Genomic DNA, 16,220 nt, shown 5'->3' with positions numbered 1-16,220 from the left:
CGGCGGTCCGTCGCCCCGCTCGTCCCGGGCGGGCACGGCCCCGCGCCCGTGCCCGGTCCGTACGGCTCCGGCCCGGCCCGGCCCGTACGGCTCCGGCCCGGTCCGTACGGCCCCGCCCGTACGGCTCCGCCCGTACGGCCCCGGCCGGGAAGTCCCGGCGCCGGCCCCGGCCGTAAAGCCCCGGCGGGGCCCGCGCCCCGTCCCGTACCACCGCGTCGCCCTTCCCCTCCCGCAGGCATGTCACCGGCATGCCCCCGAAAGGAGTTCCCGTGTCCTCGATACCCCGCCGTTCCCTCCTCAGGGCGGCCGCCGTCGCCGGTGCCGCCGCCCAGTTCAGCTGGGTGCTCGGGCGGAACGACGAGGCGCAGGCCGCGCCCGTCGCCGAGCCGGCCGCGGAGGAGCGGCCCGCGAGCATCTCCTGGCTGGAGCCGGGCGGTCTCGGCGCCGCCGGAGGGTCGACCTTCGGCGTCGCCTGGCCCAAGGGCGTCCACCCGGGCGACCGCGAGTTCGCCCTCACCACCGCCGACGGCGCCCCCGTCCCCGTACAGACCTGGACCACCGCCCGGTGGCCCGACGGCTCCCTCAAGTGGACCGCCCACGCCGTCGGCCCCGAGGCGGCCGGCGCCGAGCGCTACTCCCTCGCCCCCGGCACCCCCGCCTCCGGCGCGAAGACCGTCACCGTCACCGAGTCCGGCCGCCGGATCACCGTCGACACCGGCGTCGTCAAGGCCGTCCTGGGGAAGGACGGCGGCAGGCTCGTCGAGTCCCTGACCCGCGACGGCGTGAAGATCGCGACCGACGGGCGGCTCGTGCTGCTGCGCCAGGGCGACCTCGACGACGGCGACCAGGGGAACGCCAAGTGGGAGCGGTTCGACGGCGAGATCTCCGGCGCCGTCGTCGAACAGTCCGGCCCCGTCCGGGCCGTGGTCCGGATCGACGGCAAGCACCGCAAGGGGAGCAGGAGCTGGCTGCCCTTCTCGGTCCGGCTCTACTTCCACGCCGGCTCCGAGGCCCTCCGCATGATCCACACGATCACCTTCGACGGCGACCAGGACAAGGACTTCATCCGCGGCCTCGGCGTCCGCTTCACCGTCCCGATGCGCGACGCCTTCCACGACCGGCACGTCCGCCTCGCCGGCGAGGGCGCGGGCTTCCTCACCGAGGCCGTCCGGGGCATCACCGGCCTGCGCCGCGACCCCGGCGCCGCCGTCCGCGCCGCGCAGGTCAGGGGCGAGAAGCTGCCCGACCCGGCGACCTGGGACCAGCGCGTCACCAGCCGGCTGCAGTACGTCCCGACCTGGGGCGACTACACCCTCTCCCAGCTCACCGCCGACGGCTTCGGCATCCGCAAGCGCACCAAGCCCGGCCACGGCTGGATCCCCGCCGGCGGCGGCCGCCGGGCCGGCGGCTTCGGCTACGTCGGCGGCGCGAGCGGCGGACTCTCCTTCGGCCTGCGGGACTTCTGGCAGAAGCACCCCGCCCAGCTCGACGTGCGCGGCGCCGCCGGCTACGAGGCCGAGGTCACCCTCTGGCTCTGGTCGCCCGAGGCCCAGCCCATGGACCTGCGCTTCTACCACGACGGCATGGGCCAGGACACCTTCCCCGAACAGCTCGAAGGCCTCAACATCACCTACGAGGACCACGAGCCCGGCTTCGGCACCCCCTACGGCATCGCCCGCACCAGCGAGCTGATGTTCTGGGCCAACGCCGCCACCCCGGCCGCCGCCGCCCTCGTCGCCCAGGCCGCCGCCGTCCGCGTCCCGCCGCAGCTCGCCGCGAGCCCCGAGGACCTCGTCCGCGCCCGCGTCTTCGGCGGACTGTTCTCGCCCGTCGACCGCTCCACCCCCGCCAGGGCGAGGATCGAGGACCGCCTCGACTACCTCTTCACCTACTACAAGGACCAGGCCGAGCAGCGCCGCTGGTACGGCTTCTGGGACTACGGCGACATCATGCACACCTACGACGAGGACCGGCACCAGTGGCGGTACGACGTCGGCGGCTACGCCTGGGACAACTCCGAGCTCTCGCCCGACCTGTGGCTCTGGTACGCCTACCTCCGCTCCGGCCGCGCCGACGTCTTCCGCTTCGCCGAGGCCATGACCCGCCACACCGGCGAGGTCGACGTCTACCACCTCGGCACCTGGGCCGGCCTCGGCACCCGCCACGGCGTCCAGCACTTCGCCGACAGCGCCAAGCAGCAGCGGATCTCCACCGCCGTCTACCGCCGCCCGTACTACTTCCTCACCGCTGACGAACGCGTCGGCGACCTCATGCGCGACCTGGTCGACTCCGACGAGACCTTCCTCGCCCTCGACCCCATCCGCAAGATCCGCACCGAGCCCTACACCCCCGACCGCCACGCCCTCTCCATCGGCTTCGGCACCGACTGGAGCGGCCTCGCCGCCGCCTGGCTCACCGAGTGGGAACGCGGCGGGCCCCAGGCCGCCAAGGCCGAGGCGCGGCTGCGCTCCACCATGGAGACCATCGCCGCCCAGCCCAACGGCTTCGTCCAGGGAACCGGCCTCTACGACCTCGACACCGGCCGCTTCGCCGTCGCCGAACAGCCCGCCGTCGGCGTCTCCCACCTCTCCGCCATGTTCGGCCTCGTCGAGATGTGCGCCGAACTCATCGACCTCATCGACATGCCCGCCTTCAAGAACGCCTGGCTCGACTACTGCCGCTACTTCAACGCCTCCAAGACCGAACAGGCCGCCCGCTACGGGCAGAACTTCGGCACCCTCCTCCTCTTCCAGGGCCACTCCCGCCAGGACGCCTACGCCGCCGCCCAGCTGAACGACGCCAAGCTCGCCCAGCGCGCCTGGGCCAAGTTCGACAAGAGCGACGGCTACACCTCCGCCATGGTCTGGGACAAGACGCCCGTCCAGGGCCCCGCCGCCCTCGAACCGGGTTACGAGCACCTGTGGATCAGCACCAACACCACCGCCCTCTACGGTCTCGCCGCCATCCAGAACCTCGCCCTCGTCGGCGACCACCTCCCCGCGTGACGGACAGGAGAAGCCCGATGAACAGGACAGCCGTCCTGGCCGCGAGCCTGCTCGCCCTGCTCGCCGCCACCGCGCCCGCGCACGCCGGGGAGAACCCCTACGGCCAGGGCCTCGACCACTGCGCCGCCACCGAAGCGGGCGCCCTCGCCTGCCACTTCGACCTCGCCCCCGGCACGTACGACGTCACCGTCACCCTCGGCGGCGACACCGCGGGAGCGACCGAGGTCGGCGGCGAGACCCGCCGCGCCCTGCTCGCCGAGACCCCGACCGGGGCCGGCGAGCGGGTCCGCCGCTCCTTCACCGTCGACGTCCGCGACCCGGAGGGGGAGCCCACGGGACCCGCCGGCACCCCCGGCCTCGACCTGCTGATCGGCGGCCCCGCCCCGCGCGTCGCGTCCCTCCGCGTCACCCCCGCCCCCACCGCGACCCGCCTCTTCCTGGTCGGCGACTCCACCGTCTGCGACCAGCCCGGCGACCCGTACACCGGCTGGGGCCAGCGGCTCCCCGTCCACCTGAAGCGGGGCGTCGCCGTCGCCAACCACGCCGACTCCGGGGAGAGCACGGTCACCTTCCTGGCGAACCCGGCCCTCTTCGACCGGGTCGAGGCGGAGCTCCGGCCCGGCGACCCCGTCCTGATCCAGCTCGCCCACAACGACAAGCAGACCGACGCCGCCGCCTACCGGGCCAACCTCACCGCCCTGGTCGAGCGGGTACGCGCCCGGGGCGGCGAACCCGTCCTCGTCACCCCGATCGTCCGCCGCTGGTTCAACCCGGACGGCACCCTGGACAACGGCACCGCCCTGCTCGTCAACGGCCTCGGCGTCGACCACCCGGCCGAGATCCGCGCCCTCGCCGCCACCCTCTCCACCCCGCTGATCGACCTCACCGCCCTCACCAGGGCCCGCGTCGAACAGCTCGGCCCCGAGGCCTCCAAGGCGCTCTACCTCACCACCGAGAAGCGGGACAACACCCACACCTCGGTCCGCGGCGCCACCGAGTACGCGGCCCTCGTCGCCGCCGGACTGAAGGCCCAGGGCCTGCTGCCCGAGCGGGCGCTCCGCTAGGCCCGGTCGGGCTCAGACGTCGCGGTGGCGGACCACCGCCACCGCGACGGCGAGCCCCGCCAGCGCCCAGGCGCCGAGGACGGCCCACGCCTCGGCCGCCGTCGCCGGGTACCTCTCCGTCACCGGCAGCGCCGGGTCGCGGACGAGCGTCGCCCAGGCGTCCAGGGGCAGCAGGTGGCCCGTCTCCCTGACCCAGCGGTACGTGTCCCCCCGGAACAGCGCGGGCACCAGCAGGAGCACGCCGATCACCGTGACGGCGGCCCCGGCGGCGTGGCGCACCAGCGCTCCCGCCGCCAGGCCCGCCAGCCCGCACACCGGCGCGAGCAGCGCGGACGCGACCACGGCCCGTGCCGCGCCCGGATCCGACAGGGACAGGCCGCCGTGGTCCCGCAGCAGCGCCTGGCTCGCCCCGAACGAGGTCAGGGCCACGCAGCCGCCGAAGACCAGCAGCACCGCCGTCACCACGACCGCCTTCGCCGTGACGACCGACCGCCGGTCCGGCACGGCCGCGAACGTGGTCCGCGCCAGGCCCGTCGCGTACTCGCCGGAGAGCGCGGCCGCGCCGAGGCAGGCGGCGAGCGCCATCAGCAACTGCCAGGCGGGATCGACAAACGCGGTCCCCAGCGCGTCGAACGCGAACGGGGGCGGGCCGGGGACGGCGTCGGCCGCCGGTCCGGAACCGGGACCGAGCCCCGGGCGCGGACCCCGGCCGAGCCGCTCGGCGTTGGACCGGGCCGCGTTGACGCAGATCCCGGTCACCACGAGTCCGCCCAGGACGAGGGCGTACGGAGTCGAGCGCAGCGACCAGAGCTTGGTCCACTCCGAGCGCAGCAGGTGCCAAAAGCGCGCCGGCACCGCCTGCGGGGCGAGGTGGCGGACGGATGCGGGGGCGTTCACCGGGCGGACTCCTCACGGCCGGACACGGACACAGGCAGGGACGCGAGGGGGTGTTCCGGACCCGGCCCGGCGGGCTCCGGGGCGCCGAACTCGACTCGATCGGCGGTCAGTTCCAGGAACACCTCCTCCAGCGAGGCCGTCCGGGCGGTCAGCGCGTGCAGCCGCACCCGGTGGGCGTGCGCCAGGTCGCCGACGCGTTCGGCGCTCACGCCGGTCACCGTCCAGCCGCCGTCGCCGGACGCGCGGAGCGCCGCTCCGGGCTCGGCCCGCAGCGCGCCGGCGAGGGCCGACGGGTCCGGGGTGCGGACCGCGACGGTCGTGCCCCCGCCCCGGGCGGCGAAGACGGCGAGCGGCTCCGCGGCGACGACCCGGCCCCGGCCCACCACGAGCAGGTCGTCGGCGGTGTGCTCCATCTCGCCCATGAGGTGGCTGGAGACCAGCACCGTCCGGCCCTCCGCGGCCAGCGACCGGAACAGGCCCCGTACCCAGCGCACGCCCTCCGGGTCGAGGCCGTTGAGCGGTTCGTCGAAGAGGAGGACGGGAGGGTCGCCGAGGAGCGCGGCGGCGATCCCGAGCCGCTGCTTCATGCCCAGGGAGAAGCCGCCGATCCGCCGACCGGCCGCCCCGGCCAGCCCGACCGTCCCGAGGACCTCCTCGACCCGGCGGGCCGGCAGACCGTTGCCGTGGGCCAGCGCGGAGAGGTGGGCGCGGGCGGTCCGGCCCCCTTGCACCTCGTGGGCGTCGAGGAGGGCGCCGACGTGCCGCAGTCCGCGCGGCCGGTCGCGGAACGGCCGGCCGCCGACCGTCACCGTGCCGGAGGTCGGCGCCGTCAGGCCCAGGACCATGCGCAGGGTGGTGGACTTGCCCGCCCCGTTGGGGCCGAGGAAGCCGGTCACGCGGCCCGGCCGGACGGTGAAGGACAGCCGGTCGACCGCCGTGACGGGGCCGTAGCGTCTGGTGAGTGCGTTCGCTTCGATCACGCCGTCCACGCTGCCGCCGGACGCCCCCTCCCGGCATCGGCCGACGGGCGCGCCCCGGGGCCCGCCCCGTGGCCCGCGGGCGTAAGCCGCCGGGCCGATGCGCCGCCCGGGGGCACTTCCTAGGATTCCCGCATGACCGTTCCCCCGGCCGTGACCCGTGCGCTCACCTGGGCCGCCGCCCTCGCCTACCTCGCGGTGCCGACCACCGTCGTCCTGCACACCGGGGAGCCCACCGGGACCCGGCTCGTGCCGCCCGTGCTGTCGGCGGCGCTGGTCCTCCCGCTCTTCCCGCGCCGCCCGGGGGTCGCGCTCGCCGTGCTCCTGGCCGGTTCGGCCTCGGCGGCGGTCGCGGCCTCCTCGCGGGTCGCCGCCCTGTATCCGTTCGGCGGGAGCGCCGGCTGGCAGCTCGGCCAGGCGCAGGCCCTGCTCGCCGCCCTCGCCGTGGCGTACGTGGCCGCCACCCGCCGCCCCCGCACCGCCGTGACGGCGGCCGTCGCGACCCTCGTCGTGCAGGCCCTCTCCCTGGGGTTCGCGCGCACGGGCGCGGACGCGTACGTCTCCCACCTCGTCGTCCTCGTGCTCACCACCGCGCTGGCCGGGACGGCCGGCCGCCTGCTGCGCGAGCGGCGCCGGCACGCCCGGGAGCTGCGGTCCAGGGAGGCGGCCGAGGCCGTCACGGCGGAACGGCTGCGCATCGCCCGGGAACTGCACGACATGGTGGCCCACAGCATCGGCGTCATCACCATCCAGGCCGGGGTCGGCCGGCGGGTCGCCGGAGCCCGGCCCGAGGAGGCCCGGCGGGCGCTCGGCGCGATCGAGAGCACCGGGAAGGACACCCTGGCCGGGCTGCGCCGGATGCTCGTCGCCCTCCGAGCGGACGACCCCGAGGCCGCGCCGCGCGAGCCCGCGCCCGGTCTCGCGGACCTCGACCGGCTGGTCGCGGCCACCGCGGGGGCGGGCGTGCGCGTCGGCCTGGAGCGGCGCGGCACGTCCCGCGGGCTCCCGCCGGACGTCGACCTCGCCGCGTACCGGATCGTGCAGGAGGGGATCACCAACGTGGTGCGGCACGCGCACACCGACGCCTGCCGGGTGGTCGTCGACCTGAGCGGCGACGCGGTCAGCGTCGAGATCACCGACGACGGCCCCGGCCTCCCGGACCGGACCGGCGGCCGGGGAGAGGGCGGCCGGGGAGACGGCCCCAGGGGGTCCGGCGCCGGCTACGGCATCACCGGCATGCGCGAGCGGGCCGCCCTGCTGCGCGGACAGTTCACGGCCGGGCCCCGGCCGGGCGGCGGCTTCCGGGTCGCGGCCCGGCTGCCCCTCCCGCAGGAGGCCCGGTGAGCACCCCTCCGGTCCGGCTCCTCCTCGTCGACGACCAGCCCCTCATCAGGGCGGGGCTGCGGCTCCTGGCCGCCGAGGCGCCCGGCCTCGACGTCATCGGCGAGGCGGCCGACGGCGCCACGGCCGTCGCCCTGGCCGAGGAGACCCGGCCCGACGTCGTCCTCATGGACGTACGGATGCCCGGCATGGACGGCATCGAGGCGACCCGGCGCATCACGACCGGCCCCAGCGGCGCCCGCGTGCTCGTCCTCACCACCTTCGACGACGACGAGAACGTGTACGGGGCCCTGCGCGCCGGAGCCAGCGGCTTCCTCGTCAAGGACATGGACCTCGACGACATCCTCGGCGCCGTGCGGGTGGTCGCGGGCGGCGACGCGCTGATCGCCCCCGCCGTGACGAGCCGGCTCATCGCGGCCTTCACCCGGCAGCCGGACCCCGACTCCGCCGTCCCCGCCGTCCGCCCCCTCCCGGAGGCCGTCACCGACCGCGAGCGGGAGGTGCTCACCCTCGTCGGACGCGGCCTGTCCAACCAGGAGATCGCCGGGGAGCTGTTCATCAGCCCGGCCACCGCCAAGGCCCATGTGGCCCGGCTGCTCGCCCGGCTCGCCGCCCGCGACCGCATCCACCTGGTGATCCTGGCCTACGAGTTCGGCCTGGTGACCCCGGGCCGGTGAGCCGCGGACGGCCGTAGGATGCCGCTGATCGCCGCCCCGTGCCCGGCCACGGCGGCGGTAACCGCATCCCGGGGGGGAACACTTCATGGACGCCTACAACGTGCCCGTCGGGCCCGCCGCCGTGCGCGGGCCCCGCTACAGGTTCCGCGATCCGGCGGGGCCCGCCCTCGTCGTGCAGTCGCTCATCGCCACCCAGGCCCTCGCCGACGTCTACGTCATCGCGACCGGCGGCAAGGACTCGCCCTGGCTCTCCGAAGGGCTGGTGCCGCTCCCGGCCGTGCTCCAGGTGGCCTGCTGGGTCTCCTTCCTGGTCTGGTTCCGGCGCGTCCGCCACAACGCCGAGGTGCTCGCCCCCGGCAGCCACGCCCACGCCCCGGGCTTCGCCCTCGGCGCCTGGATCATCCCGCTCGCCATGTGGTGGCTGCCGCGCCGCATCACCCTCGACATCCGCCGGGCCGGCGGGCCGCCCCGCGACGTCTGGCTGATCAACGCCTGGTGGTTCGTCTGGCTCTGCGACGGGCCCCTCACGGTCGCCTTCCACTACCTGGTCCTCGACCACTTCGACTACTACAACCCGGTCGACCAGAGCGTCAGCGTCCTGTGCGCGGTCCTCGCCCTCGCGGTGATCCGGCGGGTGACCACGGGCCAGCCCGCCGGCCCGCTGCCCTACTTCAACATGACCTGAGCGGCGCGAAGGAGAGCGAGAAGGACGCCGGGGCCGCCTCCAGACGGTGCTCCGGCAGCACGCCCGGGCCGCAGGACTGGGAGCCGATGCCGTGCAGGGCGTGGTCCAGGTTCAGCCACAGCGTGTCGCCCGGCACCAGGTCCGGGCGGTGCGCGGCGGCGTCCAGCTCCGCGTGCGTCCAGCGGCGGGCCGTGAACCAGAAGGACGGCTCGCCCTCCACGCGCAGCCCCGCGCCGTCCCCGCCCGAGAGCTCCAGCCACCGGGTGTCGATCCGGGCCCCGTTCTCCTGGGGGCGCACGTACGGCGTCTGGAGGCCGGCCACCGTCGACTCCCAGCGGCCGAGGCGGGCCGCCGCGCGGGTGTCCGGGTACGCCTCCCCGGGGCCGCCGCCGTACCAGACGGCCCGGTCGAGCGCGGTCGGCAGACCGAGCCGCACCCCGAGCCGGGGCAGCGGCACCGGCCACGCGCCCTCCGGCAGCACGTCCGCGTCGAGCCGCACCGCCGCACCGTCCGAGGCCCAGCGGTACGTGACGGCCAGCCCGAAGTCCCGGCCCGCGGGCGCCACCCGGGTCCGGACCGTCAGCCCCTCGCCGTCCGGGGCCACCTCGTCCGTGCGGTGCCGCATCCGGTGCAGGCCCAGCTGCCGCCACAGCGGCCCCCACCGCACGTCGGGCTGCCAGGGCGCGCCCTCGTCGTTGTCCGTCGGCGCCCGCCACACGTCCAGCCCGAAACCGGACACCGCCAGGCCGCCCAGGGAGACGAGCGCACCCGAGCGGGCGTCGAGCACGGCCGGACCGAGGACGAGCCGCCCGCCCTCCCGGGCCGGCCTGCGGGCCGGGGACGGCTGCGCCAGGGGCCGCGGCCCGGTCACGGGCCACTGGCCCCAGGCCATCTCGTGGCCGGCCTCCGCCCACGGCGTCGCGGCGGCGAGCACCGCCCGCACCGTCCACAGCGTCTCCGCGCCCTCCGGATGCGCCGGCGGCTCCGGCAGGGCCGCCTCGACCCGCTCCCCGGCGGCCGCCGGAGGCACCGCCAGCGGCCCCTCGGCCACCACCTCCCCGTCCGCCAGGAAGGCCCACCCGAAGGCGTACGAGGACAGGTCGGCCACGTCGTGGAGGTTGTGCACCGCGGCGGTGCCCGGCCGCTCGCCCGGGGCGATCCGCACCGGCGCGATCACCTTCTTGTACTCGGCCAGGCCCGGCGAGGGCGTCCGGTCCGGGAAGAGGAGCCCGTCGCAGACGAAGTTGCCGTCGTGCAGCTCCTCCCCGAAGTCGCCGCCGTAGCCGTGGCCGTGCGCCGGATGGGCCAGGCCGTGGTCGATCCACTCCCACACGAAACCGCCCTGGCAGCGCTCGTACGTCTCGAAGAGGCGCTGGTACTCGCTCAGGCCGCCGGGGCCGTTGCCCATGGCGTGCGCGTACTCGCACAGGATGAAGGGCAGTGCGCGGCGGGCGGCCGGGCCGCCGTCCTCGCGCCGGCCGATCTCCTCGACCTCGGCGTGCGGCGGGTACATCCGGGAGTACACGTCCACGTCGGCGCAGGACCGGTCGCCCTCGTAGTGCACCGGCCGCGACGGGTCCCGGTCGTGGATCCAGCGGGCCATCGCGCTCAGCCCGGCCCCCGTGCCGCACTCGTTGCCCAGCGACCACAGCACCACCGACGGGTGGTTCTTGTCCCGCTCGACCAGCCGGGCCGCCCGGTCGAGCAGGGCGGGCGTCCACCGTTTGTCGTCCACCGGGTTGCCCCGCCAGTCCAGCTCCTCGAAGCCGTGGGTCTCCAGGTCGCCCTCGTCGATCACCCACAGGCCGTAGGCGTCGCACAGGTCGAGGAAGGCCGGGTGCGGCGGGTAGTGCGAGGTCCGCACCGCGTTGACGTGGTGCCGCTTCATCAGCTCGACGTCCGCCCGCAGGGTGTCCGGGTCCACGGTGCGCCCCGTCTCCGGGTGGAACTCGTGCCGGTTCACGCCCCGGAAGAGGATCCGCCGCCCGTTCGCCTTCAGGACGCCGTCCTCCACGTACACCGAGCGGAAGCCGATCCGCAGCCCGATCCGCTCCCCGCCGGCCGTCAGCTCGCCCTCGTACAGCCGCGGCACCTCGGCGCTCCACGGCTTCACCGGCACCGTGGCGGACTCCCCGGCCGCCAGGTCGAGCCCCAGCTCCGGCACCCGGACCCGGCCGGGCACGTCGCAGTCGACCCGCAGCTCGCCGGTGCCGGCGGTGTGGTCGTACGAGGCGTGCACGAAGAAGTCGCCCGGCGCGCCCTCCGGGCGGTGCAGCAGCGTCACCTCCCGGAAGATGCCCGGCAGCCACCACTGGTCCTGGTCCTCCAGGTACGACCCCGAGGACCACTGGTGGACGCGGACCGCGAGGACGTTGTCCCGCTCCCGCAGCAGTTCCCCGACCGCGAACTCGTGGGCGAGCCGGGAGCCCTTGAACCAGCCCAGCTCCGTGCCGTTCAGCCACACCCGGGCGCAGGACTCGACGCCGTCGAAGCGGAGCACCGCCCCGCCCCCGGCGGGCCAGTCGTCCGGCAGGTCGAACCGGCGCAGGTGGTCCCCGGTGGGGTTCTCGTCCGGCACGTGCGGCGGGTCGACCGGGAAGGGGTAGACGACGTTGGTGTACGCGGGCCCGCCGAACTCCCCGTCCTCGCCCTGGAGCACCCAGTGCCCCGGCACGGTGACGGTCCGCCAGCCGCCCGCGTCGAAACCGGGCTCGGCGAAGGCGGTGTCCGCCGCGTCGGCGGCGGGGGAGAGGCGGAACGCCCAGTCGCCGCCGAGCGGCAGCCGCGCGGCGTCGGAGGCGGCGGTCCAGGCACGCGGCGGCAGCGTGCCCCGCTCGGGGGCGAAGGAGGCGTACCAGGGCAGAACGGTCATGATGCTCCCAACAGAGCGGAAGGAGGAAGGGGAAAGGAGGAGGGGGAGAGCGAAGGAGGGCGGGGAGGAGAGACACCGCCGGAAAGCGCTTGCGCGACCGGTTCCATCCCACCCCGCCGCACGCCCCGGCACAACCCCGCCCGGCCCCCCGGCCCTTGGACTCTTCGCGCCCCGCCTGGACAGTCCGACGAGCGGCCGCTTAGGGTCGGGGTCCCGTCGCCGACGGGCACCCCGCCACCCCGGAGAACCCTCCGCCGCCTCCGGAGGCCCTCCACCCCATCCCGGCGCACCCGCCCGGACCAGCCGAGGAGCGCGCACGTGGTCACCCTCGCCGACGTCGCCCGTCACGCCGGTGTGTCGGCCAGCACCGTCAGCTACGTCCTGAGCGGCAAGCGGTCCATCTCCACCGCCACCCGCGAACGCATCCAGCACTCCATCGACGCGCTCGGCTACCGCCCGCACGCCGGGGCCCGCGCCCTCGCCGGCGGCCGGACCAGCATCCTCGCCCTGATGATGCCGCTGCGCGCCGGCCTCTACGTGCCGGTCATGATGGAGATCGCCATGGCCGTCACCACCACGGCCCGCGCCCACGGCTACGACGTGCTGCTGCTCACCGGCGAGGAGGGCTCCGAGGCCGTCCGCCGCGTCGAGGGCAGCGCCATCGCCGACGGCATGATCGTCATGGACGTCGAGCTCGACGACCCCCGCCTGCCCCTGCTCCGGGAGGCCGAGCGGCCCGCCGTCCTCGTCGGCCTGCCCGCCGACCCCGCCGGGCTCGACTGCGTGGACCTCGACTTCGCCGCCGCCGGCGCCCGCTGCGTCGACCACCTCGCCGGCCTCGGCCACCGCCGCCTCGCCGTCCTCGGCGAACCCCCCGCCGTCTACGCCCGGGGCACGGGCTACGCCGAGCGCACCCTCGCCGGCGTCCGCGCCGCCGCCGCCGAGCACGGCGTCGACCTGCTCCACCGGCCCGTCGACGGCACCTACGCGGCCGTCTTCGCCGCCGTCACCCGGATCTTCGAGGAACGCCCCGGCACCACCGCCCTCCTCGTGCAGAACGAGGCCGCCGTCGAACCGCTCCTCGCCGTCCTGCGCCACCAGGGCCGCGCCGTCCCCGAGGACGTCTCCGTCGCCGCCGTCTGCCCCGACCAGGTCGCCGCCCACGCCTCCGTACCGCTCACCGCCGTCGCCGTGCCCGCCCAGGACATGGGGCGGATCGCCGTCGAGCGGCTCGTCGCCCGGCTGCGCGGCGGGGCCGCCCCCGAGACCGAGCTGCTCGCCCCCCGCCTCACCGTCCGCGCCGGCACCGGCCCGGCGCCCGCCGCGCCGGGGGACGGCCGTGGCCGGGGCTGAGCCGGGCGGGGAGGGGGACGGCGCGGCCGAGTTCCGCGCCTTCTTCGACCGCCACTACGCCGAACTCGCCCGCCTCGCCCACCTCCTCACCGGCGAGACCGACGCCGCCGACGACCTCGCCGCCGACGCCATGCTCGCGCTCTGGCACCGCTGGGACCGGGTCCGCGCCGCCGACCACCCCGCCGCCTACGCCCGGGGCGTCGTCGCCAACCTCGTCCGCACCCGCATCCGCGGCACCGTCCGCGAGCGCCGCCGGATCGCCGCCTTCTGGGACCGCCGCCCCGAGCACACCGAGGACCCGGACGTGCCCGCCGTCGTCGACGTGCGGACCGCGCTGCGCGCCCTCCCCTTCCGCAAGCGGGCCTGCGTCGTGCTCCGCCACGCCTTCGACCTCTCCGAGCGGGACACCGCCCTGGCCCTGGGCGTCTCGGTCGGCACGGTCAAGAGCCAGACCGCCAAGGGCATGGCCGAACTCCAGAGGCTGCTCGGCGGACGGGCCGCCACCGAACTCGCCGCGGGGAGGCGCTGATGGACGAGACACGGCTGCGCGGCGAGCTGCGCGAGGCGGCGGCCGCGCACCGCCCGGACCGCGCCCGGATGCTGGCCCGCGTCGAGCGCGGCATGGCCGCCCCGCCGGCCCGCGCCGGGCTGCCCCGCCGCCGCTGGACGGCCACGGTCGCCGTCGCCGCGACCGTCGTGGCCGTCGCCGCCCTCGGCGGCCTCGCCGTCACCGCCCTCCAGGACCGGCCCGCGCCGCCGGCCGTCGCCGTCGCGCCCGGCCCGGCGGCCCGCGCGGCCGGCACCGTCGACCCCGGCAGCAACAGGTGGTGGGCGCAGAGCGACCTCGCCGTCACGACGGACGGCGAGGTCACGGGCCTCACGGTCGAGCTGCGGGTGGCGCACACCGGTGGGGTCGTCAGCACCGGGCACTGGCAGACCCGCTCCGCCGACGACTTCGCCGTCACGGTCGCGGACGAGGCCGGCGCCCTCGTCTACCGCTGGACGCTGAAGGAGGGCCGCACGGTCCCGGCGGGCCCGCACACCTTCGCCGCCCAGTACAACCACGCCGAGGGCACCCGGGACGCCTCGGCCGACGCGTACACCGTCGTCCTCACCGCCCCCGGCGGCGGCCGCACCACCCTCAGGGGCGGCTTCGGCTGACGCGGCGGGTCAGCCGGAGGCCGTCCAGTCGCCCAGCCAGTCCGCGGTCTCGTGCTCGGCGGCCTGCGCGTCCGTCAGCTGCGGCCGGTCGGCCGAGAGCGGGCCGGCGCCCGGGCCGAGGTTGCGGTACTCGGCGAAGCGGTCGTCCCGCCACGAGAAGCCGCTCATGTCGGTCCAGGGCGCCGGGCGGACGGCCGCGCCGAGGCGGCTGTCGCGGACCACGGTCTGCGGGTCGAGGGTGGCGTCGCCGCCCGCGTGCCAGGGCCGGCCGAGGTGGAAGCTGCCCGCCGCCACGTCGCCGTCGATCACCGACCGGGTGATCAGGAGGCCCCGGTGGCCGGCGGCGGTCGACGGCGCGGTCACGTATCCGGCCGAGCTGCCGTCCCACCGCTTGCTCAGGGTGAGGACCGAGCCGTCGACGACGACCGTGCCCCGCCCGAAGACGAAGTCGACGTTCCCGGAGACGTACGAGTTCGCCAGCCGCACCCGGCCCACGGCGTCCCGGGACGCCGAGTCGGTCTGGAGCGTGTCCTGGTCGCCCTCGACGATCAGCCCGTACAGGTCGATCCGGTCGGCCGCGGTGCGCAGGGCGACCGCCTGGTGGCCGGGCTGCGCCTGGTGGGCGGCCTCGTCGAAGGAGTTGACGACGCTCAGGTTCCGCAGCCGGGTGTCGTCCGCCTCCACGGCGAAGGAGGCGCTGCCGCTGGTGCCGTACGTCCCCGAGCCGTCCGGCTTCGGCGTGCCGGCGGAGTTGGCGTACTCGATCCGGGTGTCGCGGCGGCTCGGCCCGGTGCCCTGCACGGTGACGAACCGCTTGGTGCGCGGGATCCGCACGGTCTCCCGGTAGACGCCGGGGGCGACGGCCACGGTGACGGGCAGCGCGTTCCCGGCGGGGACGGCGTCGACGGCCGCCTGCACGGTGGTGTGGTCGCCGGAGCCGTCGGCGGCGACGGTGAGGACCGTCGGGGCGAGGACGCCGATCGCGGCGCGCGGTCCGGCGCCCGCCGTGACGAGGGCGGGGACCTCGGACGCCGGGTCGAGCGCGTACGGGTAGGCGGCGGCCGGGTCGAAGGCCCCGGCGCCGGAGGAGTCGGGGCCGGACTCGTTGCGGCCGGCGGTGCCGTCGAAGACGTTGCCGCGCTGGACGAGCGCGGCGGTCGCGTCCTTGGTGACGGGGTTCCTGATCCCCTCGAAGTAGCTGTTCTCCAGGACCATCCGGGTCGCGCCCCGGGCGTAGTTGCCGTAGGCGACGGCGACCGGTCCGGCCGGGTCGTCCTGGAGGTAGTTGTTGTAGAGGTGGGCGCGGGCCGCGTTGTCGGCGGAGGGGTTGCGCTGCTGGGTCTCGTACATCCAGTTGTGGTGCAGGGTGAGCGCGGCGGTGGTGTTCGGCGTCCAGCCGATGCCGAGGGTCTTGTTGTTGTCGCTCAGGCGGTTCCAGGAGATCGTCACGTAGGTGGTGTCCTTGCGGCTGTCGATCAGGCCGTCGGCCTGGTTCCGCAGGGAGTTGTGGTCGATCCAGACGTGGTGGGCGCCGTCCATCTGGATGGCGTCGTAGTCGTGCTCGTCGTCGTTCCAGATCCCTTCCGAGGAGTCGCGGATCGTCAGGTTGCGGATGATGACGTTGTGCACGCCGGTGCCGAGGAAGAAGCCGCCGCCGACGAGGTGTCCCGTGGTGCCCTCGCCGACGATGGTCTTGTCCGAGGCGACCTTGATCTCGCGGCCCTTGGGGACCATCGTGATCGTGCCCCGGACGACGACGGTGTACGGCTCCGGCGCCGTCGCGTACTTCTCCAGGTCGGCGAGGGTGGTGGCGAGGACGGTCCGTCCGTCCCGGCCGCCGTGGGTGCCGTTCTGGCCGAGGGCGTTCACCGAGGCGAAGCCGTCGGCGGCGTCGTCGGTCCAGTCGGCGGCGGTCGCTGGGGCGGCGGCCCGTCCGGCGGGCTCGCCGATCTTCTTCTGCGGGCCGGAGAAGCGGTTCACCAGCGCGGGCACGGCGCTCGCCGGGTCGAGCCGGTAGTCGTAGAAGGAGCGCGGGTCGAAGGCGGCGCCGTGGGTGTCGTGCCGGCCGCTGGTGTTGCGCAGGATCGAGCCGCGCTGGACGAGTTCGGCGGTGGCGTCGGCCTGGAAGGGGTGCTGGACGTCCTCGTAGTAGCTGTTCTCGATGACCATCTTCGTGCGGCCCCGGGAC

Annotated in this window: 12 protein-coding genes; 8 read left to right on the top strand and 4 right to left on the bottom strand. The window is 75.8% G+C overall.

Annotated elements, in window-relative coordinates; all coding sequences use genetic code 11:
* Positions 1 to 269 precede the first annotated feature (269 nt).
* Both ACFW6A_RS05790 and ACFW6A_RS05785 read left to right on the top strand, forming a co-directional pair.
* Complete coding sequence (locus tag ACFW6A_RS05790; RefSeq protein WP_386638904.1) at positions 270 to 3,005, top strand: Tat pathway signal sequence domain protein; 2,736 nt, start codon at positions 270 to 272, stop codon at positions 3,003 to 3,005.
* A gap of 17 nt (positions 3,006 to 3,022) precedes the next feature.
* Entirely contained in the window at positions 3,023 to 4,069 is a 1,047-nt protein-coding gene (locus tag ACFW6A_RS05785; protein WP_386638901.1) for a rhamnogalacturonan acetylesterase, read from the top strand.
* Positions 4,070 to 4,081: 12 nt separating this feature from the next.
* Here the strand turns inward: ACFW6A_RS05785 and ACFW6A_RS05780 are convergent, their stop codons facing one another.
* Both ACFW6A_RS05780 and ACFW6A_RS05775 read right to left on the bottom strand, forming a co-directional pair.
* Positions 4,082 to 4,966, bottom strand: coding sequence for an ABC transporter permease (locus ACFW6A_RS05780; RefSeq protein WP_351847263.1), 885 nt, complete (start codon positions 4,964 to 4,966; stop codon positions 4,082 to 4,084).
* Positions 4,963 to 5,946, bottom strand: a complete 984-nt coding sequence (locus ACFW6A_RS05775; RefSeq protein ID WP_351847261.1) for an ATP-binding cassette domain-containing protein — start codon at positions 5,944 to 5,946, stop codon at positions 4,963 to 4,965. Before ACFW6A_RS05775 ends, ACFW6A_RS05780 begins: the two co-directional genes overlap by 4 nt.
* A 132-nt stretch (positions 5,947 to 6,078) precedes the next feature.
* On the opposite strand from ACFW6A_RS05775, the gene ACFW6A_RS05770 reads away from it, so the two are divergent.
* From ACFW6A_RS05770 to ACFW6A_RS05760, 3 genes are all read left to right on the top strand, one after another.
* Complete coding sequence (locus tag ACFW6A_RS05770) at positions 6,079 to 7,287, top strand: sensor histidine kinase (protein ID WP_351847258.1); 1,209 nt, start codon at positions 6,079 to 6,081, stop codon at positions 7,285 to 7,287.
* Positions 7,284 to 7,961, top strand: a complete 678-nt coding sequence (locus tag ACFW6A_RS05765) for a response regulator transcription factor (RefSeq protein WP_351847254.1) — start codon at positions 7,284 to 7,286, stop codon at positions 7,959 to 7,961. The genes ACFW6A_RS05770 and ACFW6A_RS05765 overlap by 4 nt, the downstream gene beginning before the upstream one ends.
* An 85-nt stretch (positions 7,962 to 8,046) precedes the next feature.
* Positions 8,047 to 8,646 (top strand): DUF4328 domain-containing protein, encoded by a 600-nt coding sequence (locus tag ACFW6A_RS05760; protein WP_386638894.1) that lies wholly within the window; start codon positions 8,047 to 8,049, stop codon positions 8,644 to 8,646.
* On the opposite strand, the gene ACFW6A_RS05755 is transcribed toward ACFW6A_RS05760, so the two are convergent.
* The gene (locus ACFW6A_RS05755; RefSeq protein ID WP_386638891.1) at positions 8,633 to 11,518 is read right to left on the bottom strand and encodes a glycoside hydrolase family 2 TIM barrel-domain containing protein; all 2,886 of its coding nucleotides are present in this window, start codon (positions 11,516 to 11,518) and stop codon (positions 8,633 to 8,635) included. The two genes, ACFW6A_RS05760 and ACFW6A_RS05755, sit on opposite strands and share 14 nt — an antisense overlap.
* A gap of 318 nt (positions 11,519 to 11,836) precedes the next feature.
* Here ACFW6A_RS05755 and ACFW6A_RS05750 point away from each other — a divergent pair, with 318 nt between their 5' ends.
* The 3 genes from ACFW6A_RS05750 to ACFW6A_RS05740 are packed head-to-tail and all read left to right on the top strand — an operon-like array spanning position 11,837 to position 14,032.
* Positions 11,837 to 12,871, top strand: coding sequence for a LacI family DNA-binding transcriptional regulator (locus tag ACFW6A_RS05750; protein ID WP_386638888.1), 1,035 nt, complete (start codon positions 11,837 to 11,839; stop codon positions 12,869 to 12,871).
* Entirely contained in the window at positions 12,858 to 13,400 is a 543-nt protein-coding gene (locus ACFW6A_RS05745; RefSeq protein ID WP_386638885.1) for a SigE family RNA polymerase sigma factor, read from the top strand. The genes ACFW6A_RS05750 and ACFW6A_RS05745 overlap by 14 nt, the downstream gene beginning before the upstream one ends.
* Positions 13,400 to 14,032, top strand: coding sequence for a hypothetical protein (locus tag ACFW6A_RS05740; protein WP_386638882.1), 633 nt, complete (start codon positions 13,400 to 13,402; stop codon positions 14,030 to 14,032). The genes ACFW6A_RS05745 and ACFW6A_RS05740 overlap by 1 nt, the downstream gene beginning before the upstream one ends.
* A 9-nt stretch (positions 14,033 to 14,041) precedes the next feature.
* Here the strand turns inward: ACFW6A_RS05740 and ACFW6A_RS05735 are convergent, their stop codons facing one another.
* Positions 14,042 to 15,982 (bottom strand): pectinesterase family protein, encoded by a 1,941-nt coding sequence (locus ACFW6A_RS05735; protein WP_386639116.1) that lies wholly within the window; start codon positions 15,980 to 15,982, stop codon positions 14,042 to 14,044.
* Positions 15,983 to 16,220 lie beyond the last annotated feature (238 nt).

The organism is Streptomyces sp. NPDC058758, from assembly GCF_042746075.1.
Lineage (GTDB): Bacteria > Actinomycetota > Actinomycetes > Streptomycetales > Streptomycetaceae > Streptomyces.
Note: the sequence above shows the minus strand (reverse complement) of the source record. Positions and strands in the feature narration are given on the sequence as shown.